This is a genomic window from Streptomyces sp. NBC_01016, assembly GCF_026341035.1.
Classification (GTDB): domain Bacteria; phylum Actinomycetota; class Actinomycetes; order Streptomycetales; family Streptomycetaceae; genus Streptomyces.
Genome location: NZ_JAPEOQ010000001.1, coordinates 4,589,840 through 4,614,906, shown reverse-complemented (window position 1 = coordinate 4,614,906; position 25,067 = coordinate 4,589,840). Strand labels below are relative to the sequence as shown.

The following is a 25,067-nucleotide window of genomic DNA, read 5'->3' as shown; positions in this document are numbered from 1 at the left end:
CCGACAGCCGACCGACGTACGACGAAGACTTACGACGAAGAAGGCAGGACACCCATGACCACGCACCTCGCGCCCCGCACCCTCGTGGGTCTCGCAGCCGTCGGCCTCCTCGCTCTGACCGCCTGCGGCACGCAGACCGCCACCGCCGAGAAGTCGGGACCGGCCTCCTCCACCGAGGGCCGCACCATCCGCGCCACCCAGGTCTCCCACGTCACCGACGTCCACGAGGCGACCGGGATGACGCTCCTCGAGGGCCCCGTCCTCGTCAAGGACGACGAGCTGTACGTCGTGGACGTCACCGCGCCGCCCGGCGACCCCAAGCTCCTCTCCGTGGACCTCAAGACCGGCAAGCACAAGGGCGTCTACACCGACAAGACCGGCGCGTACACCTCCGCGCAGATCAGCCCGCACGACGGCCGCGTGTATCTGACGGAGTACCAGAGCGGCGACATCATCAGCCTCGCGCGGGACGGCTCGGACCCGCGCACGTTCTTCTCCGGCAAGGTCGACGGATCCACCATGAACCCCGACGACATCGCCTTCGACGACGACGGCAATCTGTACGTCAGCGATCTGCACGGCATGAAGACGGGCGAGGCCGAGGGCCGCATCGTACGGATCGACCGCGACGGCAAGAAGTCCACCGTCCTCGCCGACAAGCTGGCCCACCCCAACGGGGTCATGTTCGACCCCGAGCAGAAGGGGCTGTGGATCAGCGAGCTGGCCAAGGACACCATCTCGTACCTGCTGCTCGACGCCGACAAGACGGCGGTGACCAACCGGCACGAGGCCATCCACGTCGACGGCGGCCTCGCGCAGACCGACTCCATCGCCGTGGACGCCAAGGGCAATCTCTACCAGGCGCTGCACGGCCGGCCCGCCATGGCCGTCTTCAGCAAGTACGGGGAGCGCCTCGGCACGGTGGAGGTGCCCGCGAAGGAGGCCGAGGGGCTCCAGTCGGCGACCAATGTCGCCATCACGCGGGGCGGCACGGACGCCTATATGACGGTCAGCGGCCCGAAGGGCGGGTACGTATACAAGTTCTCGGCGCTGGCCAAGGGCATCCGCCTGTCCAACGGCGGCTGACGGTCAGCTGTCGCCGAGGTCGACTCGGCGGCTGACCGTCAGTCGTCGCCGAGCTCGACGGAGCGCAGCGGCCCCACCTCGACGCCGAGCAGCCCCCAGGCCGCGAGCGCCAGGCGTTCGCGCTCGGCGAGGGTGGGTCCCGCGACGGCGCCGGAGACCATCGCGATGGCGAGCATCAGCTCGTCGGCGGACAGGCCGCGCCCGGCGGCCGGGCAGCGGCCGAGGACGCCGCGCACCCGCGCGGAGAGTTCCCGGCCCTGTTCGTCGTCCCCGCGCACCCGCAGCAGATCGACGAAGGCGGTGGAGCGTGTGATGTGCCAAGTGACCACGCCGAGAACGGACTTGAGGTTCGCCTCGGGCTCGGCGGCGGCCGCCTCGATCTGCCGTACGTTCTCGTCGAGCACGGCCGAGGCCAGGGCGACCCGGTCGGCGAAGTGCCGGTACAGACTGCCCTGCCCGACCCCGGCCAGGCGCGCGACGGAGGACAGCGGCGCGTTCAGCCCCTGCTCGGCGAAGACCTCGCGGGCGGCGGCGATGAGGGCGGCCCGGTTGCGGGCCGCGACGCGGCGTCCCTGGTTCGCCGGGCGGGCCTGATCGGGGTCGGAGGGGTTCGTCACCTTGGCAGCGTAATGCAGCGCAATACCGGCCCCACTCGCATAACTGGCTCTATCCACATCAACGAGGAGAAAACTCATGCCCAAGCCCGTGGTCGTCGTCATCGGTGTCGGCGGGATGGGGCGGGAGATCGCCCGCCGGCAGGGCTCCGGGGCCCGTCTCGTACTGGCCGACTTCGACGGCGAGTCGCTGGCGTCGGTGGCCGAGGGGCTGACGGCCGACGGCTACGACGTCACGCCGCTGCGGGTCGACGTCGCCGAGCGCGCCTCCGTCGCGGAGCTGGCCGCGACCGCCGCGGGGCTCGGCCCGGTCACGCAGGTGGCGCACACCGCGGGCCTGTCCCCGGTGCAGGCCCCGGCCGCGGCCGTGCTGACCGTGGACCTGCTGGGGGTGGCCCTGGTCCTGGAGGAGTTCGGCGCGGTGATCGCCGAGGGCGGTGCGGGTGTGGTGATCGCGTCGATGGCCGGGCACCTGGCCCCGCTGCCGCCCGAGGTCGAGGCCGCGTTGCGCTCCACGCCCACCGACGCACTGCTCGACCTGCCGTTCCTGCGGCCGGACGCGCTGACCGACCCCGGCGCCGCCTACGCCTTCGCGAAGCGCGCCAACCACCTGCGGGTACAGGCCGCCTCCCGCGCATGGGGCGCGCGCGGGGCCCGCGTCAACACGATCAGCCCCGGCGTGATCTCCACCGCGATGGGCCGCGCGGAGCTGGCCGGCGAGTCCGGCGACCAAATACGGGCCATGATCGAGAGCTCGGGCACGGGCCGCGCCGGCACCCCGAACGACATCACGGAGGCGGCGGCGTTCCTGCTCTCCCCCGCGGCATCCTTCGTCACGGGAACCGACCTGCTGGTCGACGGCGGAGCGGTGGCCGCCGCGCGCTCGGCGGCGGGGCGGGGCGACTCCGACTCCTGAAGCGGCGGGGCAACTCAGCCCTCTGAAGCGGCGAGGCGGCTCCGTCTCCAGAAGCGACGGCGGGGCTCCACCGCCGAGTGGCCGACCAGGCGCTCTGGACGCGACGACGGCGGAGCGGGACGCTCTTGGGCGGAACACCGCCCGTCCGCCGAAGGAGCCCCACCGTGCCCGACCAGCGGATACTCGTCCTCGACCCCAACAGCCCCGACCACCACGCCGAGCACCGGGCGTTACGGGAGCGCGGGTCGGCCACGCTCGTCGACATCCTCGGGGTGACCGCCTGGTCGGTCTCCGATCCCGCGCTCCTCAAGCAGCTGCTCACCAGCCCGCACGTGTCCAAGAACGCCCGCGCCCACTGGCCGGCCTTCGCCGAGACGGTCGCCACCTGGCCGCTGGCGCTGTGGGTGGCCGTCGACAACATGTTCACCGCCTACGGCAGCGACCACCGCCGGCTGCGCCGCATGGTCGCCCCCGCCTTCTCGGCCCGCCGCATCACCGCGATGCAGGCCGACATCGAGGCACTCGTCACCGGCATCCTCGACGGCCTCGACGAACTCCCCGACGGTGAAGTGGTCGACCTGCGCGAGCAGTTGGCGTACCCATTGCCGATCGCCGTCGTCAGCCGGCTGATGGGCGTGCCGGGCAGCCAGCAGGCCCAGTTCCGCACCATGGTGGACCAGATCTTCGCCACCACGCTCACCGCCGAGGAGGCCGCCAAGAACACGGCCGCCGTCTACCAGCTCCTCGACGAGCTGATCGATTCCAAGCGCGCCGACCCGGCCGACGACATGACCTCGCTCCTCATCGCCACCCGCGACGAGGAGGGCGACGGCAGCACCATGAGCGACGCGGAACTGCGCGACACCCTGCTGCTGATGATCAGCGCGGGCTACGAGACGACCGTCAATCTCATCGACCAGGCGGTCACCTCGCTGCTCGCCGACCCGGCCCAGCTCGCCCACATCCGCACCGGGCGCTGCACCTGGCAGGACGTCGTCGAGGAGACACTGCGCCACGAGCCGGCCGTGAAGCACCTCCCCCTGCGCTACGCGCTCCAGGACTTCCCGCTGCCGGACGGGCGGACCATCCGCGCCGGTGACGCCATCCTCGCGTCCTACGCCGCCGCCAACCGCCACCCGACCCTGTACGGCGACACCGCCGACGAGTTCGACGCCACCCGTCCCACCAAGGAGCACCTCGCCTTCGGGCACGGCGTCCACTTCTGCCTCGGAGCCCCGCTCGCCCGCCTGGAGGTGACCACCGCGCTGCGGCTGCTCTTCGAGCGCTTCCCGCACATGCAACTCGCGGTACCGGTCGAGGAACTGGCCCCGTACCCCACCCTCATCAGCAACGGGCACGTGTCGCTGCCCGTGCGTCTGCGGTCGGACGACGACGCGCGGCACTGACGGACCGGGTGGGGCCCGCCCGGCGCGCCCCACCCACAGCACCCCTTTTCACCCGATATGTATCGTGTATGACCGCACTGGTCCTTGCACACTTCGTCGTCGCGCTCTGCGCTGCCCCGCTGATCCGCCGGGTGGGGCCGCGCGGGTTCGTGGCGCTCGCGCTGCCGCCCGCCGCCGCCCTCGGCTGGGCGCTGTCCCGCTGGGGCGAGGTGAGCGACGGCGGGGCGAGCGAAGAGTCCTGGTGGTGGATCAAGGACTACGACGTCGAGATCGCGTTCCGGCTCGACGCCCTGTCCCTCGTCATGGTGCTGCTCGCCGCCGGTATCGGGGCGCTCGTGCTGCTGTACTGCGTGCGCTACTTCGACGGCGGCGCCCGGCAGTTGGGCTCGTTCGGCGGCAACCTCCTCGCATTCGCGGGGGCCATGCTCGGGCTCGTCCTGGCCGACGACCTCATGACCCTCTACCTGTTCTGGGAACTCACCACCGTCCTGTCCTTCCTGCTCATCGGCTACGACAGCGAGAAACGCGCCAGCCGCCGCTGCGCGCTGCAGGCGCTGACGGTGACCTCGGTCGGCGGGCTCGCGATGTTCGTCGGCTTCCTGATGCTCGGCCACCTGGCTGGCACCTACCGGATCTCGCGCATCCTGGAGTCGCCGCCCGCCGCGAGCGGCACCCTCTCGGCCGCGATCGTCCTGATCCTGTGCGGGGCGCTCGCCAAATCGGCGATCTGGCCGCTGAGCATGTGGCTGCCGAACGCGATGGCCGCGCCCACCCCGGTCAGCGCCTATCTGCACGCCGCCGCGATGGTGAAGGCGGGCGTGTACCTGGTGGCGCGGTTCGCTCCCGCCTTCGCCCATGTCACGCCGTGGCGTCCGATGCTGCTGACCCTGGGCGCGGTGACGATGCTGCTCGGCGGGTGGCGTGCGCTGCGGCTCAACGACCTCAAGCTGGTGCTCGCCTACGGGACCGTCAGCCAGCTGGGCTTTCTGGTGGTGCTCGCGGGCGCCGGTTCGTACAACGCCGCTCTCGCGGCCATCGCGATGCTGCTGGGGCACGCGCTGTTCAAGGCGCCGTTGTTCCTGGTGACGGGGATCGTCGACCATGCGAGCGGCACCCGCGATCTGCGGAGCCTGTCGGGGGTGGGGCGAAGACTTCCATGTGTGTGCACGGTCGCCGTCCTCGCGGGCGCGTCGATGGCGGCGATTCCGCCGCTGCTCGGGTTCGCGGCGAAGGAGGCGGCGTTCGAAGCGCTGCTGCACGGCACCGCGGGCGAGCGCTGGGTGCTCGCGTGCGTCGTCGTCGGATCCGCGCTCACCACCGCGTACACCCTGCGCTTCCTATGGGGCGCGTTCGCGCGCAAGCCCGGGGTCGCCGACACGCCCGTGCACCGCGTCGGCGCCGCCTTCCTCGCCCCGCCCGCGCTCCTTGCCCTCGCCGGTCTGCTGCTCGGCCCGGGGATCGACTGGACGGCACACCTCTTCGAGCAGTACGCGAAGCAGTACCCGACCCCCGCACACCCCTACCACCTGGCGCTGTGGCACGGGTTCGGTCCTGCGCTCGGCCTGTCCGTGCTCGCGTGGGCGGGCGGCGCGGCGCTGTTCCTCGCGCGGGAGCCGGTGGTGCGGCTCGGCCGGCGGTTCGCCTGGCCGAAGGCGGACGAGGTGTTCGGCCGGACCGTGCTCGGCCTCGAACGGTCCTCGCTCCAGATCACGGGCACGGTCCAGAAGGGCTCGCTGCCCTCGTACGTGGCGACGGTCCTGGGCGTCATGTTCCTCGGGCTGCTCGCGGTCCTCGCCACCGACCGGCCCTGGGGCGCCACCCCCGCGCCCCGCCTGTGGGACCACCCGATGCAGGCGGGCGTCGGCGCGCTGACGTGTGCGTGCGCGCTGATGTGCCTGGTGGTGCAGCGGCGCATGAAGGCGGCGGTGCTCGCGGGGCTGACCGGGTACGGCACGGCGCTCCTGTACGTCGTGCAGGGCGCGCCCGACCTGGCGCTCACCCAGTTCGGCGTGGAGACGGTGTCGACCGTCGTGCTCGTCCTCGTCCTGCGACGCCTCCCGGTGTTCTTCGGCGATACGCAGCGGACCTGGCGGTGGGGTGTGAGCATGCTGCTCGCGCTCGGCAGCAGCGTGGCGGTGGCCTGCGCGGTGTGGCTGGCGGCGGGCGCGCGTACGGCGGAGCCCGCGGGCGCGGCGCAGATCGAGGAGACCGCACACCACGGCCTCAAGGACGTCGTCGCGACGATCCTCGTGGACTTCCGGGCCTGGGACACCATGGGCGAGTCGGCCGTCCTCGCCGTCGCCGTCCTGGGTGTGACGAGCCTGCTGTACGTGCACCGCCGCCAGGGCCGGGCGACCGCGCCGGCGCCGCGGCTTCCGGGCGGGGTGACCGCGTGGTCGCTGGCGAACTCCCGGCTCAAGGTGCCCGCCAAGTACCAGCAGGGCGCGCCCGAGCGCAGCTGGCTGGTCGCCGGTGACACGCTCGCGCCCGAGCACCGCTCGGTGGTCTTCGAGGTGGTCGCCCGGCTCGTCTTCCATCCGATCCTGATGCTGTCGGTGTACCTGCTGCTGTGCGCGGAGAACCTGCCGGGCGGCGGCTTCGTCGGCGGCCTCGTCGCCGGGGTCGCCCTGACGATCCGTTATCTGGCGGGCGGGCGGCACGAGTTGGCGGTGGCGGCGCCGGTCCACCCGGGCTTCTTCACCGGGCTCGGCCTGACCCTCTCCACATCGGTCGCGCTCGTCGGGCTGGCCGACGGCACGGTGCTGCACGGCTGGACCTGGCACGGTCACCTGCCGCTGATCGGCGACTGGCACGCGAGCACCGCCGTCATCTTCGACCTCGGGGTGTACCTGCTGGTCCTCGGGGTGGTCCTGGACGTCGTACGGGCGCTCGGCTCGAAGATCGACCAGCAGACCGAGTACAGGGCGAGTCTCGCGCTCGCCGGGGAGGCACAGAACCCGTGACCGTCAGTCTCACCCTGCTGGTCTGCGCGGTCGTGCTGACCAGCGCAGGCGGGATCCTCATCCACACGCGCAGCCTCACCCGGGTGCTCGTCGGCATCATCGTGTGCGGCAACGGCGTCAATCTCTTCGTCCTCGCCTCGACGGGGGCGGCGGGCTTCCCGCCGCTGCTGTATCCGGGCGTCGAAGCGGCCAAGGTGACCGATCCGCTGCCGCAGGCCATCATCCTCACCGCCGTCGTGATCACGCTCGCCACCACGGCGTTCGTGCTCGCGATGGCTTACCGCAGCAGCCAGTTGACCGGTTCGGACTTCGTGCCGGACGACGTCGCGGACCGGCGGGTGGTGCTGCGCGCGGAGATCTCCGCCGAGCGGGCCGAACTGCGTGAGCTGCACCGCGAGGACGGCCCGAGCGCATGGCGCGAGGAGCGGCGCGACCAGCGCCGTCGGCTGCGCGCGGAGCGCGCCTACCAGGCTCGCGCCCGGGACGCGGACGGTGACCTGTGGAACGACGTCCTCGGCGCGGACCCGCCCGAGTCGTCCGCCGCCGACCCGGCCGAGCCCCCCGAGACCCGCCCGGAGGAGACCCGGTGAACTCCCTCGTCCCGCTGCCCGTCGTGCTGCCCCTCGTGGTGTGCGGGCTGACCCTGTTCATCGGGCCGCGGCTGCGCTGGCTGCACCGGCTGATCACCGTCGGGGTGCTCGCGGCGGTCGTCGCGGTCGATGTCATCCTGCTCGTCGAGGCCGACCGCACGGGCCCGCTCGTGGTCCACCTCGGCGACTTCGGGCCGCCGCTCGGCGTGACACTGGTCGCCGACCGGCTCGCCGCGCTGATGCTCCTGGTGTCCGGCGCCGTCACCTTCATCGTCCTCATCTACGCGATGAGCCAGGGCATGGCCGACCGCGAGGAGCGGGCGCCGATCGCGGTCTTCCACCCGGCGTATCTGGTCCTCGTCGCCGGGGTGTCGCTCACCTTCCTCGCGGGCGACCTCGTGAACCTCTACGTCGGCTTCGAGATCATGCTGATGGCCAGCTTCGTGCTGCTCACGGTGGGCGCCACGGAGCCACGGGTGCGGGCCGGATCGACGTATGTCGTCGTCTCCCTCGTCTCGTCCCTGGTGTTCCTGTGCGGGATCGCCGTGACCTACGCCGCGGCGGGCACCGTGAACTTCGCGCAGCTCGCCCAGCGCATGCCCGAACTCCCGCTGGGGGTGCGCACGTTGGCGGAGGTGCTGCTGCTCACCGTGTTCGGGGTGAAGGCGGCGGCGTTCCCCGTCGCGGCCTGGCTGCCCGACTCGTACCCGACGGCGCCCGCGCCGGTGACGGCCGTGTTCGCAGGGCTGCTCACCAAGGTCGGTGTGTACTCGATGATCCGCGCCGACACCCTCTTCTTCCCGGGCAACCGGCTCTCCGGCGTGCTGATGGCGGTGGCGTTCGCCTCGATGATCATCGGCATCCTCGGCGCCGTGGCCCAGACCGACCTCAAGCGGCTGCTGTCCTTCACCCTCGTCAGCCACATCGGCTTCATGCTGTACGGGCTCGCGCTCGGCAGCCGGGGCGGCATCGGCGGCGCCATCGTCTACACGGCGCACCACATCACCGTGCAGACGACGCTGTTCCTGGCCGCGGGGCTGCTCGAAAAGCGGTACGGGACAACGGAGTTGACGCGGCTCGGTGGCACGCTGCGCTCGGCCCCGCTGCTCGCCGCGCTCTGGTTCGTGCCCGCCATGAACCTCGCCGGAATTCCACCCCTGTCCGGGTTCCTCGGCAAGCTCGGCCTGATGCGAGCGGGTGCGGCGGCCGGCGGCGTCTGGTCGTACACGCTGCTCGCCGCCGCGGCCGTGACCAGCCTGCTGACCCTGTACGTGATGGCGAAGGTGTGGAACCTGGTGTTCTGGCGGGCCGCCCCCGCCCAACCACCCTCCGAGGACGACGTGTTGGAGGAGAGCGACGATTCCGACTCGGCACCGGAGGAGAGCGGGGGCGGCGGCCTCTCGGCGGCGACCGCCGTGTGCGTACGCACCACGATGCGCGTGCCCCGCGTCATGACCGCGGCGACGGCCGCAGCGGTCATCCTCGGCCTCTCCTACACGCTGCTTGCCACCCCGCTGACCGGCCTCGCCGACCGCTCGGCCGCCGAACTCCTCTCCCGCACCCCCTACGTGGAGGCGGTGCTCAACCAGTGAACTCCTCAAGCCCCAGGGGCCGTTGGCGCCGGATCGACCTGCCGCTGATCGCCTGGCTCACGGTGATCTGGACGCTGCTGTGGACCGGCCTGAGCTGGGGCAACGTCATCAGCGGCGTGGTGGTCGCGGTCCTGCTGTGCCTGGTCTTCCCGCTGCCCGCCGTCGAACTCGACCTGCGCCTGCGCCCGATCGGCATCGTCCGGCTCGCCGGCTATCTCCTGTACGACATGACGTCGTCCACGGTCACCGTGACCTGGCAGACACTGCGCGGCAAACCCGGGCCCGCGGCCGTGATCGCGGTGCCGCTGCGCTGCCGCACCGACCTGATGATCGCGGCGACCGCAGTCGCCGTGTCCAGCGTCCCCGGCGGCGCCCTCGTCGAGGTCAACGGCTCCACCGCCACCCTGTTCCTGCACGTCGTGCACGCCGACGACCCGCGGGCGGTGGACCGGGCCCGCGCCGACGTGCGACGTCTGGAGACCCTCGTCGTACGGGCCTTCGGCACGCGCGAGGAGATCGGCCGGCTCAAGGAGTCGACGCCGCCGGACGCACCCGACGCTCCTGACGCACCCGACGCTCCCGAAGGAAGGACGCCCGACGCATGAAGCTGGCCAACGACATCCTGCTCAACGGCGCGCTGGTGCTGATCGTCCTGGCCGGCGCGCTGCTCCTGGTGCGGATCTGGCGGGGCCCCTCGATGCTGGACCGGGCCGTGGCCGTCGACATCGCGGCGGTGCTCATCATCGCCGGGATCGGGGTCAACGCCGCGATCACGCGCACCAGTTACTACCTGTCGATCATGCTGGTGACCGCCTTCCTCGGCTTCACCAGCTCGGTGGCCATCGCCCGCTTCATCGCGGCGCGCGACCGGCCGGGGGTAAGGACGCGGCCCGGCGCCGTCTCCCTCAAGAAGGTCCAAGGCCCCAAGGAGCGCCCGTGAACTGGTACGACGTCACCGATCTCGCCGGCTCCGTCCTGCTGTTCGCCGGGGCGGCGGTGTGTCTGACCGGCGTCATCGGCATGCTCCGGCTGCCGGACGTACTGACCCGCAGCCACGCCGCGACCAACCCGCAGACGCTCGGCATGCTGCTGCTCGTGGCGGGCGTCGCGCTGCGCCTGCGCTCGGGCGTCGACCTGGGCACGCTCGCGCTCGTCGCCTTCTTCCAGCTCCTGACCAGCGCGGTCGCGGCCCATCTGGTGGCGCGGGCCGCGTACCGCACGGGTCAGGTCGGTGAAGTCGCGCTGCTTCGGGACGAGTTGGCCTCGGCGCGGGACCGGTCCTGATCCTGACCCCGGGACCGGTCCTGATCCTGACCCCGGGACCGGTCCTGGCCCTGACCCGGGTGACTGCCCGGTGTGTGCCCGAACGCGCGCCGGAACACGTCGATGAACGCGCTCGTCGACGACCAGCCGCACAGGTTCGCGACGGTCGTCACCGGCGTGTGGTCGGCGAGCAGGACCAGCGCGTGGTGCAGGCGCAGTTGGGTGCGCCACTGCGGGAACGTCATGCCGAGGTCGCCGCGGAAGAGCCGGGACAGCGTGCGGTCGCTCGCCCCGACCTCCCGGCCCAGTTCGGCCAGGGTGCGGCGGTCGGCCGGATCCGTGTGCAGGATGTCGCACACGGCGCGCAGCAGGGGCGCGGTCGGCGTCGGCAGGTGCAGCGGCTGCTGCGGTGACAGCTTCAGCTGGTCGAGCAACACCGCCCGCAGGCGCGCCCGTTCGGGGCTGCCGACGTCCGTGGTGTCCGGGGACCCGGTGCGCGCGTACTCGATGATCAGCTCGCGCAGCAGCGGGCCGACGGCGAGCACGGCCGGGGTGTCGAGGCCGAGCGGGTTCTCGGTCGCGGGCAGCCCCACGAAGTGCAGTTCGACGTCGCCGTGGGCCTGGTGGGCGTGCACCGTGTCGGCGGGCACCCACAGCGCGCGGGTGCCCGGCGCGACCCAGGAACCGGCGTCGGTGGTGACCGCGACCACACCCCGGCCCGCGTAGGCGATCTGGTGGTCGTCGTGCCGGTGGGCGTCGATCTCGGCTCCGTGCGCCAGGTACCTGGTGTGCGTGGGGGCCACCGGGGTGTGCCGCACGGAGTGCCGGGCGGTGTGACGAACAGCGTGGCGGTTCTTCGGCATTGTCTGGCAGGTTATCGGAAGCGGGACAGCGGGCCCGCTCGCGACGATGACCGGGTGCGAAAGAACACCTCCATCCCCCTGCTCTCCGTCGGGCACGCGTGCGTGGACGTCTACCAGGGCGCCGTCGCCTCACTCGTCCCGTACTTCGTCGCCGAACGCGCCTACAGCTACGCCGCCGTGTCCGGCATCGTGCTCGCGGCCTCACTCCTTTCGTCGGTGGCGCAGCCGGTCTTCGGCCTGCTCACCGACCGCCGGGCGATGCCCTGGCTGCTGCCGCTCAGCACGCTGCTCGCGGGCGTGGGCATCGCGCTGAGCGGGGTGAGCGATTCGTACGCGGTGACCCTCGCCGTCGTCGCGGTGTCCGGGATCGGGGTGGCCGCCTACCATCCGGAGTCGGCGCGGGTGGCCCGGCTCGCGAGCGGTGGCAGCCACAGCGCGATGGCCTGGTTCTCGCTCGGCGGCAACGTCGGTTTCGCGCTGGCCCCGCTCCTGGTCGCCGCCGCGGTGGCCACGGGCGGGCTGCGGTTCACTCCCCTGCTTGCGCTGCCCGCGGCGGCCGGCGCCGCGATCTGCCTGCCGGTGCTGCGCGCGCTGGGACGGCGCGAGAACGCGTCGTCCGCCACGGCGGAGACGCCCGCCAGGGACGACGTTCCGGCGTTCGTCCGGCTGTCGTTCGCGGTGGTGTGCCGCTCCATCGTGTTCACCGGCCTGAGCACCTTCGTCTCCCTGTACGCGACCCAGCGCATGGGCGGCAGCAAGGTGGCGGGCACCGTGGCCCTGTTCGTGCTCTACGTGGGCGGGGCGGTCGGCAGCATCCTGGGCGGGGCGCTGGCGGGCCGCTGGGACCGGGTCACCGTCTCGCGCTGGTCGTACCTGCTGACGGCGGCGTCCGTGGCGGGCGTGGTGTGGGTGCCGGGCCCGGCGCTCTACGGCTTCCTCGCGCTCACCTCGGCCGGCCTGTACGTGCCGTTCTCGCTGCAAGTCACGCTCGGGCAGGACTACTTGCCCTCGCGTGTCGGCACAGCGAGCGGCATCACCCTCGGTCTCACGGTGAGCATCGGCGGCCTGGCGAGCCCCCTCATCGGCACCGTCGCCGACCAGTCCTCGCTGCGCACCGCCCTGACTCCGCTCATCCTCATGCCGCTGCTGAGCTGGCTGCTGTTCCGGACGCTGCCGGAACCCACGGGGACGAGCGCGAGTACGGGTACGGGTACGGGTACGGCTGCTGCGGGTACCGGTACGGTAGCCATTGATCGATCATTGCTCAAATAGTCGCCACAGCAGGAGAGTCACCTTGCCCACGTCGCCCACTCCCGGCCCCCTCGCGCGCGTCCCCCTGCACGAGCAGGTCCGCCACTTCATCCTCGAAGGCCTGGTGGAGGGCCGCTGGGGGCCGGGCGACCGGATCGTCGAGCGGCGCATCACACTGGAGTTGGGCGTCAGTCAGGCGCCGGCACGGGAGGCGCTGCGCGAGCTGGAGGCAATGGAGCTGGTGACGTACGCCCCCAACAAGGGCGCGAGCGTACGGGAACTCACGCTGGATCAGCTCCGGGACGTGTACCAGGTACGGGCCTCCCTGGAGCGGCGCGCCATCACGCTCGCGGCCTCACGGATGGCCGGGGACGTCACCGAACTGGAGCGGCACCTGGCGGCCATGCGACGCGCCGCCGTCGAGCGCAAGTCGCATGAACAGGCCCTGCAAGGCGTGGCGTTCCACCGTGCCATCGTCCACGCGTGCGGCAATCCGGTACTGATCCGACACTGGGACCTGCTGGGCGTGGAGGCCTGGACGCGGCTTTCGCTCGGCCGGCTGCGCACGGAGCTGCACGACAACGCGGAGGACCACGAGGAGATCGTCGAGGGCCTGCGTCGCGGCGATCCGCACTTGGGGCGGCTGATGGAGCTGCACGTCATGGATTACGCCCGAAAATGATCGATCATTGAAAATTACTCACCAGTAGTCGTTGACCCGGCACTTCGTCGCGACCTAGCTTCTGCTCTGAGAAATTGATCTTTCGCAGTGCGGAACTTGCGGAACGTATGGCCGCCCGTCACCACGGGCGCCCCGACGGAAGGGCAACCCCTATGTCCCCGATGTCCCAGAACCACCAGCTGGACCAACTCCCCGAGCCCGACCCGCAGGAGGTCGCCGAGTGGCTGGCCTCCGTGGACGGCGCGGTCGGCGCCGTCGGCCCCCGGCGCGTGGGCCGGCTGCTGCGGCGCGTGGTGGATCACGCACGGCAGGCGGGCGTATCGCTGCCGCCGCCGTCGACCACGCCGTACGTCAACTCGATCCCGACGGACGCCGAACCGGCCTACCCCGGCGACGAGTCGATGGAGTCGCGGATCACCGCGTGGAACCGGTGGAACGCCGCGGTCATGGTCACCCGCGGCAACGAACGCGGCGGTCTCGGCGGCCACATGGCCACCTACGCCTCGGCCGCCTGGCTCTACGAGGTCGGCTTCCAGCACTTCTTCAAGGGCAAGGACGCCGACGGAAGCGGCGACCAGCTCTACGTCCAGGGGCACGCCTCCCCCGGTGTCTACGCCCGCGCGTTCCTCGAAGGGCGGCTCACCGAGGCCGAGTTGGACCGGTTCCGGATGGAGGCGGGCGGCGGCGGACTGCCCTCGTACCCGCATCCGCGGCGGCTGCCGTGGCTGTGGGAGTTCCCGACCGTGTCGATGGGACTCGGCCCGCTGTCGGCCATCTATCAGGCCCGCTTCAACCGCTATCTGCACCACCGCGGCATCAAGGACACCAGCCACAGCCACGTGTGGGCGTTCCTCGGCGACGGCGAGATGGACGAGCCGGAGTCGACGGCCGCGCTGAACCTCGCCGCCCGCGAGGAGCTCGACAACCTCACGTTCGTCGTCAACTGCAACCTGCAGCGCCTGGACGGTCCGGTGCGCGGCAACTTCAAGATCGTGCAGGAGCTGGAGGCGCAGTTCCGCGCGGCCGGCTGGAACGTGGTCAAGGTGCCCTGGGGCGTGGAGTGGGACGGCCTGCTCGCCACGGACACCGACGGGCTGCTCCTCGACGCCCTCGACACGCTGCCCGACGGCCAGTTGCAGACGTTCGCCGCGCGCGACGGCGCGTACATCCGCGAACGCCTTTTCGCAGGCCCGCTCGCCGGCCTCGCCCGCCCGTACTCCGACGAGGACCTCGCCCGGATCGTGGGCACCTCGCGCGGCGGCCACGAGCCCCGCAAGATCCACGCCGCGTACCGCGCGGCCGTCGACCACAAGGGCGCACCGACCGTCGTCCTCGTCCAGACGGTGAAGGGCTGGACGCTCGGCCCCGGCTTCGAGTCGCGCAACGCCAACCACCAGATGAAGAAGCTCTCCGGCAAGGAATTCCGTGCCATGCGCGACCTGTTGGAGCTGCCCATCCCCGACTCCCGGCTCGGCGAGGACCTGGTCCCGTACGTCCACCCGGGCCCCGACTCCGAGGAGGTCGCCTACCTCCACGAGCGCCGCCGCGCCCTCGGCGGCCCGGCTCCCGCGCGCCGCGTCGCGGCCCGACCGCTTCCGGCCCCGTCCGCCAAGCCGTTCGAGACGCTGGCCAAGGGCTCGGGCGGCCAGGAGATCGCCACGACGATGGCGTTCGTCCGGCTGGTCAAGGACCTGATGCGGGACAAGGAGACCGGCCCGCGCTGGGTGCCCGTGGTGCCCGACGAGGCCCGCACCTTCGGCATGGAGTCCCTGTTCCCGTCGGCCGGGATCTACTCCCCCAAGGGCCAGACGTACGAGCCCGTCGACCGCGACCAGCTCCTCTACTACAAGGAGTCGACCAGCGGCCAGATCCTCAACGAGGGCATCACAGAAGCCGGTTCACTGGCCTCCTTCACCGCCGCCGCCACCTCGTACGCGACACACGGCGAGCCGCTCATCCCCTTCTACATCTTCTACTCGATGTTCGGCTGGCAGCGGACGGCCGATCAGTTCTGGGCGCTGGCGGACCAGTTGGGCCGGGGCTTCGTCATCGGCGCCACCGCCGGACGCACCACCATGACCGGCGAGGGCCTTCAGCACGCCGACGGCCACTCGCACCTCATCGCCTCCACCAACCCGGCCTGCCTGCCCTACGATCCGGCGTTCGCGTACGAGGTCGGTGTCATCGTCCGGGACGGTCTGCGGCGCATGTACGGGGAGGATGCCGAGGACGTCTTCTATTACCTCACCGTCTACAACGAGACGAAGCTCCAGCCGCCGATGCCCGAAGGCGACGGTGTAGAGGAGGGCATCCTGCGCGGCCTGTACCGCTACCGCGCCGCCACCAACGCCGACAGCGACGCCCCGCCCGTCCAACTCCTCGCCTCCGGCACGGCGATCCACTGGATCCTCGAGGCGCAGGAACTGCTCGCCGAGGACTGGGGCGTCGCGGCCGACGTGTGGTCGGCGCCGTCCTGGACCCTGCTGCGCCGCGAGGCGATGGAGGCCGAGGACCAGGACCGGATCCCGTATGTCACCGAAGCCCTTGCCGAGGCGCCGGGCCCGGTCGTCGCGGTGTCGGACTGGATGCGCGCGGTGCCCGACCAGATCGCCCCGTGGGTGCCCCAGCAGTGGTCCTCGATCGGCACCGACGGCTTCGGCCTCTCCGACAACCGGGTCAATGCCCGCCGCCACTTCGGCGTGGACGCCGAGTCCGTCGTGGTGCATGTGCTGCGCACCCTGGCGGCGCGCGGCGAGGCCAAGCCGGACGCCGCGGAGCGCGCCGCCCGGCGTTATGGCCTGCGCTGACGCCCAGCTGGTGGGCGTAGCCGCTATCCGACCCCGCTCATCCGGACCGCCGTCGCCTGCGCGCTGACCACCGCGTCGCGCCCCGGCTGCGAGGACGGGGTCACCTCGCGGACCGTCACCGCCAGGTTGTTGGCCGCGGTGAAGTAGGGGCCGATCCGCACCTGTTGACCCCCGGCGCCCTCATGGAAGGCCGGGGGCACCGGGTCGGTCCCCTTGCGCTCGACCACGTCCCCGCCGATCCGGCCGACGGGGATCCGGGCGCCGCGATCGACCAGGTACAGGTCCCAGAGCTCGCGGCCCTCGCCGGCGGCGCGGCACCGCTCGGCGAAGTCGGCGTACGGCACCGAGAACCACACATGGTCGCCGGAGACCACGACCTCCGCCGACTCGAAGGCGATGTCCTCGCCGCGCCGCGCCGCCACCACCACGGTGTCGTCGCCCAGCGGCCGTCCGACGATCCGACCCTCCACGATGAGGGCGGACCCGCCCGTGTCCACGGTGCCGATCTCGAGGTGTGCGGGGCGGGCCCAGGTCCGTACGGCGAGGTGTCCCGTGCCCGTGGTGCGGGGGATGCGGGAGGTGACCTGGTCCCCGATCAACTCCGGTGTGCGGCCCACCAGTTCCGCGGTCTCCACCGTCAGGGAGTGGGCCCGGCGACGTACGCCGTCGTCTGTGCGCTCCACGTAGACGGTCCACTCCCCCTCGCCCAGCACATGGTCCCGGCCGATGCGGGCGCGCAGGGATTCCGGCTCCGGGCGGAGCGGGAGGCGCAGCGTGTCATCGCCCCGCCGCAGGAGCAGTGCGGCCTGTGGTGTGTGTACGCCGGTGATGTCCACGACGATGTCACCGTCGGTCGTGGCCCTCGTGCGGGCCGCGGGGTGGAAGCCGGGGACGCGGGTGAGGCGCTTGGCGCGGCCGGGCATCAGGGTGCGGACGGCGGGTGCGAGGACGGGGCTGCGCAGGGACGCGCGCAGCACGGGGCGTACGACGGTGCCGACGCGCTCGCGCACCACGCTGCGTACGGGACGGCGGACGCGGCCCGGTGTCGACGCCGGTTCGGGAGTTCCGGGGCCGCCCAGCTCCGCCACCAGGGCGAGGAACCGTTCGGCCGCTGTCCGAGGAGTGAAGGTCAGCGCCTTCGCCTTCGCCGCCTCGGCCATCGCGTGGCGCCGCTCGTCGTCCTCGATCAGGTCGAGCAGCGCGGCGGCGAACGCCTTCGGGTCGCCGGGCTGCACCAGGTATCCGTCGCGTCCGTCGTCGATGATCTCGCCGGGCCCGTACGGGCAGTCGGTGGCGACCACGGGCAGCCCCGCGTGCATGGCCTCGACGAGGGTCATGCCGAAGGACTCGGCGTTCGACGAGACCGCCGCGATGGAGCCCTTCGACCACTCCGGCTCGATGGGTGCGACGGCGCCCATGAGCCGCACGTGATGGTGCAGCCCCGCCGCCATGACCTGCTCGCGCAGCTGCCCCGCGAGGCGGCCCCGGCCGTAGAGGCGCAGCGACCAGTCCGGGCGCTCGGCCACGACGTGCCCGAAGGCCTCGATGAGCAGGGCGTAGTTCTTCACGGAAATGAGGCGGCCCGCCGCCACGACCACTTTGTTGCGTCCGGTCGACGCGGCGACGTCCGGGACGGGGACGCCGTTGGGGATGCAGCGGATCTCGGTGTCGACTCCGGGCAGGGCGTCGCGATAGCACTCGGCGTCGGCGTAGGAGACGGTGGTGAAGGCGTCGAGGGCGGCGATCGCCTTGTCCTGGGCGGACTGTATGGCCGGCTTGTGCATGCTGTGCGTCAGGTGTTCCTGCCCGATGCGCAGCGCGTGGCGGGGGCCGTACTCGGCGAGCAGCACGTTGATGCCGGGCCGTGTCCCCACGACGACGTCGGCGTCGGTTCTGTTCAGCCACTCGACGATGCGTCTGTCGGTGAGAGTGCTGGAGTGGGCGTAGGGGCCGTCGGCGCGGAGATAGAGCTGTGAGGGAGAGGCGGCCGGATCGTGTTCCGGGTCGAAGGCCGCGGCGCCGCGCCGTGCCTCGACGAGCGGAAGGATTCTCACTCCGGGTGCCGGGTTCAGTGCGGGGTGTTCCCTGGTTCGCACGACCGATGCGATCTCTACTTCGTGGCCCGCCTCGGCGAGCGCGCCCGCGAGGTTCATCGTGGAGCGGATGGTGCCGCCGATGCCGTAGGCGTTGAAGAGCAGGAAGCTGATTTTCATCCGTGGGACGCCCGTTCTGTGGTGCTGGGACTGACGCGTGGGTTGACGTCTCCCGTCAAATTAAATGCCCAGATGCGGACATATGCGACTTCGGATGTTGTGTCGCGCGCCAAGTTTTGGCCGGTGACGGGCAGTTGGGCGTCCGCCATATGGACACCTGGACCTGACGGGGCGTCGGCAGGACGCGCGCCCGCCCTTCCGGTTGATAGGCAAGCAAACACTTGCCTATGCTGGCGTCGTGGCCGATGACCTTTTCAGAGCCTTGGCCGACCCCACCCGCCGCACGATCCTCGACGAGCTGACGGAGAAGTCGGGGCAGACACTGTTCGAGATCTGCTCACGGCTGGCCATGAAGCACCGGCTGACCCTGTCGAGGCAGGGCGTCTCTCAGCACCTCGCCGTGCTGGAGGCGGCCGGGCTCGTCGAGACACGACGGGAGGGCCGCTACAAGTTCCACGACCTGAACACCGCACCGCTGCGCCAGATATCGGAGCGGTGGCTCAAGCCAGCAGCCCCTGCACAGGACCCGGAAGAGAGCACCCCATGAAGATCCACATGACCAGCGTCTTCGTCGACGACCAGGCCAAGGCCGCGCACTTCTACACCGAGATCCTCGGCTTCCGGAAGAAGCACGACGTGCCCGTGGGCGAGACCGACCGCTGGCTGACCGTCGTGTCGAGCGAGGAGCCCGGCGGCACCGAGCTCCTCCTGGAGCCGGCGGGCCACCCGGCCGTGAAGCCCTACCGTGACGCGCTCATCGCGGACGGCATCCCGCTCGCCCAGTTCGCCGTCGACGACGTGCAGGCCGAGTACGAGCGGCTGACCGCGCTCGGCGTGCGCTTCACCCAGGAGCCGCTGGAGATGGGCCCGGTCACGACCGCCGTGCTCGACGACACCTGCGGCAACCTCATCCAGATCGCGACGGAGCCCAAGTAGACCGGGTTCGCATTACGCGCGCCGCCGCCGTCCGAAGACCGCGATGCCCGTGGCGACGGCGGCGGCGATCAGCCCGATCCCGCCAAAGATGAGCGGCAGCAGCCACAGCGAGAGAAACCCGTTGATCTGCGCGTCCTCGGGGTCGTCGGCCCGGTACAGCACCTCGACGCGCTCCCCCTCCTCGTACGCGGGCGGGTTGGAGCCCGTCGAGCTGCGGAAGGTGTACGGGGTGCCGTCCGCGGTGGTGAACTCGACGACCGGATACGCCGAGGGCTTGTCCCGCTCCCGGGTCTTGCGCGTCACGCCGATGTGGCTGTCGCGCCACTTCAGGGCCACGACCCTGCCCGTCGTACGGTCCGCCTCCCGCAGCAGCGACACCGACGACCACGCCAGGATCAGCCCGGCGACCAGGAAGATCGCGCCGAACGCCGACACCCCCAGCACGACCCATCGGCGTACCGCCCGCCCCCGCACCTGAACCTGCACGCTGCGCCCCTCACTCGTCCGAACTCGTCCGAAGAGGAGGGACGCTATCGCAGAAGGAAGGTGTCAGTTGCTGCCGGTGAGTTCGCCGCTCAGCTTGCCGTGCAGGGCCGCGCTGTCCGGGTTGAAGCCGACGATCTCGACGCTCTTGCCGCGCTCCGCGTACTTGGTCTCGATCGCGTCGAGCGCGGCGACCGACGAGGCGTCCCAGACATGCGTCGCGGAGAGGTCGATGACGACCTTGTCGGGGTCGCCTGCGTAGTCGAACTGGGTCACCAGGTCGTTGGAGGACGCGAAGAAGAGCTCACCGGTGACCGAGTAGACGACCTGGCCGCCCTCGGGGTCGGTGACCGAGGTGACGTTCGCGACGTGGGCGACGCGTCGGGCGAAGATGACCATCGCGGTGATCGAGCCGACGACGACACCGATCGCGAGGTTGCTGGTGGCGACCACGACCACGACGGTCAGCACCATCACGACGAGCTCGCCGGCCGGCATCCGCTTCAGCGTCTTCGGGGCGATGGAGTGCCAGTCGAACGTCGCGAAGCACACCATCACCATGACGGCGACCAGGGCGCCCATCGGGATCTCGGAGACGACGGGCCCGAAGACCACGCACAGCACCATCAGGAACACGCCCGCGAGGAACGTGGACAGGCGGGTCCTGGCGCCGGACACCTTTACATTGATCATCGTCTGCCCGATCATGGCGCAGCCGCCCATGCCGCCGAAGAAGCCGGTGACGATGTTGGCGATGCCCTGCCCGATCGACTCACGGGTCTTGGACGAGCGGCTGTCGGTGATCTCGTCGACCAGCTTGGCCGTCATCAGGGACTCCATGAGCCCGACGAGCGCCATGGCGAGCGCGTACGGCGCGACGATCTTCAACGTCTCCAGGGTGAACGGCACGTCCGGCAGCCCCGGCACCGGCAGCGAGGACGGCAGCGCGCCCTTGTCCCCCACGGTCGGCACCGCGATCCCGGCGGCGACGGTGATGACGGTCAGGATGACGATGGAGACGAGCGGGGCCGGGACCGCCTTGGTGACCTTCGGGAAGAACACCATCAGCGCGAGCCCTGCGACGATCAGCGGGTAGACGGCCCACGGCACGTCCGTCATCTCGGGCACCTGGGCCATGAAGATCATGATGGCGAGCGCGTTGACGAAGCCGACCATCACGCTGCGCGGCACGAACCGCATCAGCTTCGCCACGCCGAGCGCGCCGAGGACGATCTGGAACACACCGGCCAGGATCACCGCCGCGACCAGATAACCGAATCCGTGCTCCCGGTTGAGCGGCGCGATCACCAGCGCGACGGCGCCGGTGGCGGCCGAGATCATGGCCCGCCGCCCACCGACGATGGAGATCGTCACGGCCATCGTGAACGCGGCGAAGAGACCGATCTGCGGATCGACGCCCGCGATGACCGAGAACGAGATCGCCTCGGGGATCAGCGCGAGCCCCACCACGAGCCCGCCCAGGATCTCGGTGCGCCACACCTTCGGGTCGGACCACCAGTCGGGGCGCAGGCCGCGCAGCCGGGCGGCCGGTGACGGAGCGGGAGGGGCAGAGGAGGGGGACAAGAGAAAGTAACCTGTCGTGGTCGGGCACACCGGCGTCACGCGGCCTGTGCGAGCGGGAGAACGGGCGGCGTGCGGCCGACCCTGACATCCGACAACTCTACCCTAACGTTAGGGTAGAGATCGGCGTCGCCGACTGTGGCCCCGGTGACACCACGCAGACACGGAGAAAGGCGCCGCGTGAGCAGCGAGCACATGCAGATCGGCGAGGTCGCCGCCCGGACCGAGCTGTCGTTGCGCACCATCCGGCACTACGAGGAGACGGGCCTCGTCATCCCGTCCGCCCGCTCTCAGGGCGGCTTTCGCCTCTACACCGAGCGCGACGTGGCCCGCTTGATGGTCATCCGCCGCATGAAGCCGCTCGGCTTCACCCTCGACCAGATGCGGGACCTCCTGGACGCCACGGACCGCCTCGACGCGACCCCGCCGCCCGAGGGCGACGAGCGCGAGCAACTCCTGGACCGTGTCCGCCACTTCGAGCAGGCGGCGGCCGACCGCGTCGCGGATCTGCGCAAACAGCTCGGCCGCGCGGAGGAGTTCGCGGGCACGCTGCGGGAGCGTCTGGACGGGGCCGGGGCGGCGTGACCCGGCACCGGCGGCGATAACCGCTGTCGCGCCCTGTCGGCGCGTGCCAGGATCACGCCATGACACGCACCGATATGCCGCCGTCCTGGGACGAGCGGACGATGCTCACGAGCTTCCTCGACTACGCGCGCGCCACGGCCGTCGCCAAGTGCGCCGACCTCGCACCCGAACACGGGGGCGCGGCGCCGCTGCCCGGCTCGCCGCTCATGACGCTGGGCGGCCTGATCAACCACCTCCGCTGGGTCGAGTACCACTGGATCCAGGTGATCTTCCTGGGCGAGGAGGACGCGGGCCCGTGGACGGACGAGGACCCGGACCGCGAGATGCGGCTCGGAGCCGAGACCCCCATCCCCCAACTCGTCGCCGAGTACGAGGAGCAGAGCGCCCGCTACCGTCAACTGGTCGCAGAAACAGACCTGTTGGCGACGGCGAAGCGCCCGGTCAGGGACGGCACCCATGTCACCCTCGGCTGGATCCTGATGCACATGATCGAGGAGACCTCGCGCCACAACGGGCACATCGACATCCTGCGGGAGATGGCGGACGGCGCGGTGGGCGACTAGAGCCTGTCACCTCTGGTCAGGAGACGCTTGCTTGGAGTGCACACGAAGGTCATAGCGTCGCGGGCATGCCGGTGTCACCAGGTTCTCGGAATGAGCGGGAGTCGGACGGCCGGTACCCCAGCATCTCCAAACGAGAAAGACGGCAAGTGGTGGACAGCCAATTCACAACGCATGCAGAGCTTTTCGATCTTCGTGGAAAGCGCGCGCTCGTCACCGGTGGCACCAGAGGCATCGGGATGATGATCGCGCGTGGCCTTCTCCAGGCGGGCGTCCGGGTGGTCATCAGCTCACGCGACGCGGAAGCGTGCGCTCAGGCGCAGCAACACCTTTCCCCATTCGGTGAGGTGCGGGCCGTCCCCGCCGACCTGTCCCGCCACGACGAGTGTCGGCGACTGTCCGACCTCGTCACCGCCGACTCCGAGCGTCTCGACATCCTCGTCAACAACGCGGGCGCCATGTGGGACGAGCCGCTGGAGACGTTCCCGGACAAGGCCTGGGACACGGTCGTCGACCTCAACCTGAAGTCGCCGTTCTGGCTGGTCCAGGCGTTGCTGCCCGCACTTCGCAAGGCGGGCACCGCCGACGATCCCGCGCGGATCATCAACATCGGCAGCATCGCCGCCATCCACATCCCGCAGCGGCCCAACTACTCGTACTCCAGCAGCAAGGCCGCGCTGCATCAACTCACCAGGGTGCTCGCCAAGGAACTGGGACCGCAGCACGTCACCGTGAACGCCGTGGCGCCGGGACCGTTCCCGTCGGCGATGATGGCTGCCACCCTCGACGAGTTCGGCGAGGCGATCGCGGCGTCGGCCCCACTGCGCCGGATCGGCCGCGACGACGACATGGCGGGTGTCGCCGTGTTCCTCGCCAGCCGGGCGGGCGCATACCTGACGGGCGCCGTGATCCCCGTCGACGGCGGCATCGCCACCACGGCGTAGAACGGTTTGGCGGCCAGCAGTCACTACGCCTCCCGGCAGCGGTCCCTGACCTCCGGTAGTGGCTGGAAGCCGACCGCCTTGTAGGTGGCCACGGCCGCCGTGTTGGCGCTGGGTGTGCCCACGAGGGCGCTCGACGCGCCGAGTTCGCGGAGTGCGGCCGCCGCGGCGACGGAGATCGCCGCCCCGTGACCACGGCCGCGGTGGTCCCGGTGCACGCCCATGGGTTCGAGCAGCCCGGGCCGGCCCGGCCCCGCCGACCACACGGTCACCGCCGCCACCGCCGCGCCCTCGTCGTCGTACGCGAGCAGACACCGCGCCTCCGCGTACGGCGCACCGGCCGCCATCGCGTGCCACCGCGCCTCGCTGAACGTCGAGCCGTCGAAGGCCGCCCGGTGCACGGCGGCGTACGCGTCCGCCCGATCCGGTCCCGCGACCTCGATCCGCACGGCCGGGGACCGGACCGGCTCGGTGAGATCGCGGCGCAGCGGCGTCCACGCCTCACCAGGGCGCCAGCCGGCCCCGGCCAGGAGGTCATGGAGCAGGACGCCCCGGGGAGCCTCGATGTCGACCGGCCCTTCCGGCAGGACCCCGCGCTTCGGCTCCCCCACATCGGCGAGCAACTGCCGCGCCAGCTCCGGGTCTTGGTGGGCGTCGGGCGCGAGGGTCAGCCGCAGCAGGGTGGGCCCGTCCAGCAGGCCGACGGCGAGCACCCGCCCGCCACGGCGCCACGTCCGCACGTCCGCCGCGGTGCGCTCCGCGCCGGTCCGCCAGTACCAGCCCAGGTCGCCGGGATGCAGCTGCATCGGCGCCGTGTCGTGCTGCCATGTCCGCAGTACGTCGACGACGTCACCCAGCTCGTCGACTTCCGGTGTCACCAACTCGATGGCCATGCCGGTGATGACACACCAAGGGCCGCGGTGTGCGCACCTGAATTCCCTCAGTCCTTGAAGCTCAGTCCTTGAACCGGTCGTCGTCCATCCCCGCCATGAGCGCCTGGTGGCTGCGCCGCACGTGTTCGCGCATCACGCGTTCCGCGCCGTCGCCGTCCCTGGCGCGGATGAGGTCGAGGACGCGGTGGTGCTCGTGGTCGGACTCGGTGAGGCGGCCGGGCTGCGACAGGGACGTGCGGACGAGGCGGGCGTAGGCGAGCTGGTTCATCAGGGTGCGGTAGTGGGCCTCCAGCTTGGAGTTGTCGGCCCCGACCATGATCAGCTCGTGGAAGTCGTGCACCAGCTTCTCGTACTGCTCCGAGTCGCCGGCGCGCACCGCTTCGTCGGCGGCGCTCATGTTGTCGGCAAGGCGTTCCACCTCGGGGACGTTGCCGCGGAAGGCGAGGAGGCGGGCCGCCGCGCCTTCGAGAAGCTCCTTCATCTGGAAGAGCTCCGTGATCTCGCGGCGCGAGGGCACGGCGACGAACGTGCCGACCCGCGGGCGCACCTCCACCAGGCCCTCGATCTGGAGCTGCTTGAGGGCTTCGCGGATCGGGGTGCGGCTGACGCCGAAGGTCTGCGACAGCGTCATCTCGGAGAGGCTGGAGCGCGGCGGCAGCTCCCCACTGATGATCATCCGGCGCAGCTCTTCGGCGACCTTCGCCTGCATGCTGGTCTGCTGCAGCGGCCTGCGTGCGAGGTGCTTGGGCTCTTGCATGGCACGAGAACCTAGTCTTCGGGGACGCATGGCGTCAATTGACGGGGAATCCCGGAATTGCCATGCAAGAAGGCGGGCAATGCCG

At 71.1% G+C, this 25,067-nt stretch carries 24 protein-coding genes; 17 read left to right on the top strand and 7 right to left on the bottom strand.

Translation table 11 applies throughout. The features are described 5' to 3' along the window. Positions 1-54: 54 nt before the first annotated feature. The gene (locus OG746_RS20685; RefSeq protein WP_266716595.1) at positions 55-1,086 is read left to right on the top strand and encodes an SMP-30/gluconolactonase/LRE family protein; all 1,032 of its coding nucleotides are present in this window, start codon (positions 55-57) and stop codon (positions 1,084-1,086) included. 38 nt (positions 1,087-1,124) lie between these two features. Here the strand turns inward: OG746_RS20685 and OG746_RS20680 are convergent, their stop codons facing one another. After that, positions 1,125-1,703 carry a TetR/AcrR family transcriptional regulator gene (locus OG746_RS20680; RefSeq protein ID WP_266716593.1) on the bottom strand — a complete coding sequence of 193 codons (579 nt, stop codon included), beginning with the start codon at positions 1,701-1,703 and terminating at the stop codon, positions 1,125-1,127. Between the two features lie 76 nt (positions 1,704-1,779). Between OG746_RS20680 and OG746_RS20675 the strand changes: the two genes are divergently transcribed. From OG746_RS20675 to mnhG, 8 genes are all read left to right on the top strand, one after another. Beyond that, positions 1,780-2,616 carry an SDR family oxidoreductase gene (locus tag OG746_RS20675; protein WP_266716591.1) on the top strand — a complete coding sequence of 279 codons (837 nt, stop codon included), beginning with the start codon at positions 1,780-1,782 and terminating at the stop codon, positions 2,614-2,616. A gap of 164 nt (positions 2,617-2,780) precedes the next feature. Continuing rightward, positions 2,781-4,022, top strand: coding sequence for a cytochrome P450 family protein (locus OG746_RS20670; RefSeq protein WP_266716589.1), 1,242 nt, complete (start codon positions 2,781-2,783; stop codon positions 4,020-4,022). Positions 4,023-4,090: 68 nt separating this feature from the next. Continuing rightward, entirely contained in the window at positions 4,091-6,985 is a 2,895-nt protein-coding gene (locus OG746_RS20665; protein ID WP_266716587.1) for a Na+/H+ antiporter subunit A, read from the top strand. Continuing rightward, positions 6,982-7,575: a Na(+)/H(+) antiporter subunit C gene (locus tag OG746_RS20660; protein WP_266716585.1), complete on the top strand. Its 594-nt coding sequence runs from the start codon at positions 6,982-6,984 to the stop codon at positions 7,573-7,575. Before OG746_RS20665 ends, OG746_RS20660 begins: the two co-directional genes overlap by 4 nt. Then, entirely contained in the window at positions 7,572-9,167 is a 1,596-nt protein-coding gene (locus OG746_RS20655; protein WP_266716583.1) for a Na+/H+ antiporter subunit D, read from the top strand. Before OG746_RS20660 ends, OG746_RS20655 begins: the two co-directional genes overlap by 4 nt. Then, positions 9,164-9,772, top strand: coding sequence for a Na+/H+ antiporter subunit E (locus OG746_RS20650; RefSeq protein ID WP_266716581.1), 609 nt, complete (start codon positions 9,164-9,166; stop codon positions 9,770-9,772). Before OG746_RS20655 ends, OG746_RS20650 begins: the two co-directional genes overlap by 4 nt. Further along, the gene (locus OG746_RS20645) at positions 9,769-10,107 is read left to right on the top strand and encodes an MrpF/PhaF family protein (RefSeq protein ID WP_266716580.1); all 339 of its coding nucleotides are present in this window, start codon (positions 9,769-9,771) and stop codon (positions 10,105-10,107) included. Before OG746_RS20650 ends, OG746_RS20645 begins: the two co-directional genes overlap by 4 nt. Beyond that, positions 10,104-10,451: a monovalent cation/H(+) antiporter subunit G gene (gene mnhG, locus OG746_RS20640; protein ID WP_266716579.1), complete on the top strand. Its 348-nt coding sequence runs from the start codon at positions 10,104-10,106 to the stop codon at positions 10,449-10,451. Before OG746_RS20645 ends, mnhG begins: the two co-directional genes overlap by 4 nt. Here mnhG and OG746_RS20635 read toward each other — a convergent pair. Beyond that, complete coding sequence (locus tag OG746_RS20635) at positions 10,391-11,293, bottom strand: AraC family transcriptional regulator (protein WP_266716578.1); 903 nt, start codon at positions 11,291-11,293, stop codon at positions 10,391-10,393. The two genes, mnhG and OG746_RS20635, sit on opposite strands and share 61 nt — an antisense overlap. A 54-nt stretch (positions 11,294-11,347) precedes the next feature. Between OG746_RS20635 and OG746_RS20630 the strand changes: the two genes are divergently transcribed. The 3 genes from OG746_RS20630 to aceE all read left to right on the top strand — a co-directional run bounded on the left by OG746_RS20630 (position 11,348) and on the right by aceE (position 16,033). Continuing rightward, the gene (locus OG746_RS20630) at positions 11,348-12,565 is read left to right on the top strand and encodes an MFS transporter (protein ID WP_266716577.1); all 1,218 of its coding nucleotides are present in this window, start codon (positions 11,348-11,350) and stop codon (positions 12,563-12,565) included. Positions 12,566-12,587: 22 nt separating this feature from the next. Further along, a complete protein-coding gene (locus OG746_RS20625; protein ID WP_266716575.1) occupies positions 12,588-13,226 on the top strand; it encodes a GntR family transcriptional regulator in 639 nt (212 codons plus the stop codon). A 152-nt stretch (positions 13,227-13,378) separates the two neighbouring features. Then, positions 13,379-16,033, top strand: coding sequence for a pyruvate dehydrogenase (acetyl-transferring), homodimeric type (aceE, locus tag OG746_RS20620; RefSeq protein WP_266716573.1), 2,655 nt, complete (start codon positions 13,379-13,381; stop codon positions 16,031-16,033). A gap of 23 nt (positions 16,034-16,056) precedes the next feature. Here the strand turns inward: aceE and OG746_RS20615 are convergent, their stop codons facing one another. Next, positions 16,057-18,246: a glycosyltransferase gene (locus OG746_RS20615; RefSeq protein ID WP_266716571.1), complete on the bottom strand. Its 2,190-nt coding sequence runs from the start codon at positions 18,244-18,246 to the stop codon at positions 16,057-16,059. 238 nt (positions 18,247-18,484) lie between these two features. On the opposite strand from OG746_RS20615, the gene OG746_RS20610 reads away from it, so the two are divergent. Both OG746_RS20610 and OG746_RS20605 read left to right on the top strand, forming a co-directional pair. Then, positions 18,485-18,793: an ArsR/SmtB family transcription factor gene (locus tag OG746_RS20610; protein WP_266716569.1), complete on the top strand. Its 309-nt coding sequence runs from the start codon at positions 18,485-18,487 to the stop codon at positions 18,791-18,793. Then, on the top strand, positions 18,790-19,182 hold the full coding sequence (locus tag OG746_RS20605; protein ID WP_266716567.1) for a VOC family protein: 393 nt from the start codon (positions 18,790-18,792) through the stop codon (positions 19,180-19,182). Before OG746_RS20610 ends, OG746_RS20605 begins: the two co-directional genes overlap by 4 nt. A 12-nt stretch (positions 19,183-19,194) precedes the next feature. Here the strand turns inward: OG746_RS20605 and OG746_RS20600 are convergent, their stop codons facing one another. Next, a complete protein-coding gene (locus tag OG746_RS20600) occupies positions 19,195-19,668 on the bottom strand; it encodes a DUF3592 domain-containing protein (RefSeq protein ID WP_266716566.1) in 474 nt (157 codons plus the stop codon). A 63-nt stretch (positions 19,669-19,731) separates the two neighbouring features. Next, entirely contained in the window at positions 19,732-21,249 is a 1,518-nt protein-coding gene (locus OG746_RS20595) for a SulP family inorganic anion transporter (protein ID WP_266716564.1), read from the bottom strand. A 177-nt stretch (positions 21,250-21,426) separates the two neighbouring features. On the opposite strand from OG746_RS20595, the gene OG746_RS20590 reads away from it, so the two are divergent. The 3 genes from OG746_RS20590 to OG746_RS20580 all read left to right on the top strand — a co-directional run bounded on the left by OG746_RS20590 (position 21,427) and on the right by OG746_RS20580 (position 23,335). Continuing rightward, positions 21,427-21,831, top strand: a complete 405-nt coding sequence (locus OG746_RS20590; RefSeq protein ID WP_266716562.1) for a MerR family transcriptional regulator — start codon at positions 21,427-21,429, stop codon at positions 21,829-21,831. A gap of 59 nt (positions 21,832-21,890) precedes the next feature. Beyond that, positions 21,891-22,394, top strand: a complete 504-nt coding sequence (locus OG746_RS20585) for a DinB family protein (RefSeq protein WP_266716560.1) — start codon at positions 21,891-21,893, stop codon at positions 22,392-22,394. A gap of 146 nt (positions 22,395-22,540) precedes the next feature. Continuing rightward, a complete protein-coding gene (locus OG746_RS20580) occupies positions 22,541-23,335 on the top strand; it encodes an SDR family oxidoreductase (protein WP_266716558.1) in 795 nt (264 codons plus the stop codon). 23 nt (positions 23,336-23,358) lie between these two features. Here OG746_RS20580 and OG746_RS20575 read toward each other — a convergent pair whose 3' ends face one another. Together OG746_RS20575 and OG746_RS20570 are read right to left on the bottom strand one after the other, a co-directional pair. After that, on the bottom strand, positions 23,359-24,225 hold the full coding sequence (locus tag OG746_RS20575) for a GNAT family N-acetyltransferase (RefSeq protein WP_266716556.1): 867 nt from the start codon (positions 24,223-24,225) through the stop codon (positions 23,359-23,361). A 61-nt stretch (positions 24,226-24,286) separates the two neighbouring features. Next, positions 24,287-24,982: a GntR family transcriptional regulator gene (locus tag OG746_RS20570; protein ID WP_266716554.1), complete on the bottom strand. Its 696-nt coding sequence runs from the start codon at positions 24,980-24,982 to the stop codon at positions 24,287-24,289. Between the last annotated feature and the right edge of the window lie 85 nt (positions 24,983-25,067).

What these genes read in the sequence shown, in the direction of transcription:
- OG746_RS20645 (WP_266716580.1), top strand. Translation starts at nt 9,769, where the DNA reads ATGAAGCTGGCCAACGACATCCTGCTCAACGGCGCGCTGGTGCTGATC.
- OG746_RS20675 (WP_266716591.1), top strand. Translation starts at nt 1,780, where the DNA reads ATGCCCAAGCCCGTGGTCGTCGTCATCGGTGTCGGCGGGATGGGGCGG.
- OG746_RS20685 (WP_266716595.1), top strand. Translation starts at nt 55, where the DNA reads ATGACCACGCACCTCGCGCCCCGCACCCTCGTGGGTCTCGCAGCCGTC.
- OG746_RS20585 (WP_266716560.1), top strand. Translation starts at nt 21,891, where the DNA reads ATGACACGCACCGATATGCCGCCGTCCTGGGACGAGCGGACGATGCTC.
- OG746_RS20605 (WP_266716567.1), top strand. Translation starts at nt 18,790, where the DNA reads ATGAAGATCCACATGACCAGCGTCTTCGTCGACGACCAGGCCAAGGCC.
- aceE (WP_266716573.1), top strand. Translation starts at nt 13,379, where the DNA reads ATGTCCCCGATGTCCCAGAACCACCAGCTGGACCAACTCCCCGAGCCC.
- OG746_RS20615 (WP_266716571.1), bottom strand. Translation starts at nt 18,246, where the DNA reads ATGAAAATCAGCTTCCTGCTCTTCAACGCCTACGGCATCGGCGGCACC.
- OG746_RS20570 (WP_266716554.1), bottom strand. Translation starts at nt 24,982, where the DNA reads ATGCAAGAGCCCAAGCACCTCGCACGCAGGCCGCTGCAGCAGACCAGC.
- OG746_RS20575 (WP_266716556.1), bottom strand. Translation starts at nt 24,225, where the DNA reads ATGGCCATCGAGTTGGTGACACCGGAAGTCGACGAGCTGGGTGACGTC.
- OG746_RS20665 (WP_266716587.1), top strand. Translation starts at nt 4,091, where the DNA reads ATGACCGCACTGGTCCTTGCACACTTCGTCGTCGCGCTCTGCGCTGCC.
- OG746_RS20635 (WP_266716578.1), bottom strand. Translation starts at nt 11,293, where the DNA reads ATGCCGAAGAACCGCCACGCTGTTCGTCACACCGCCCGGCACTCCGTG.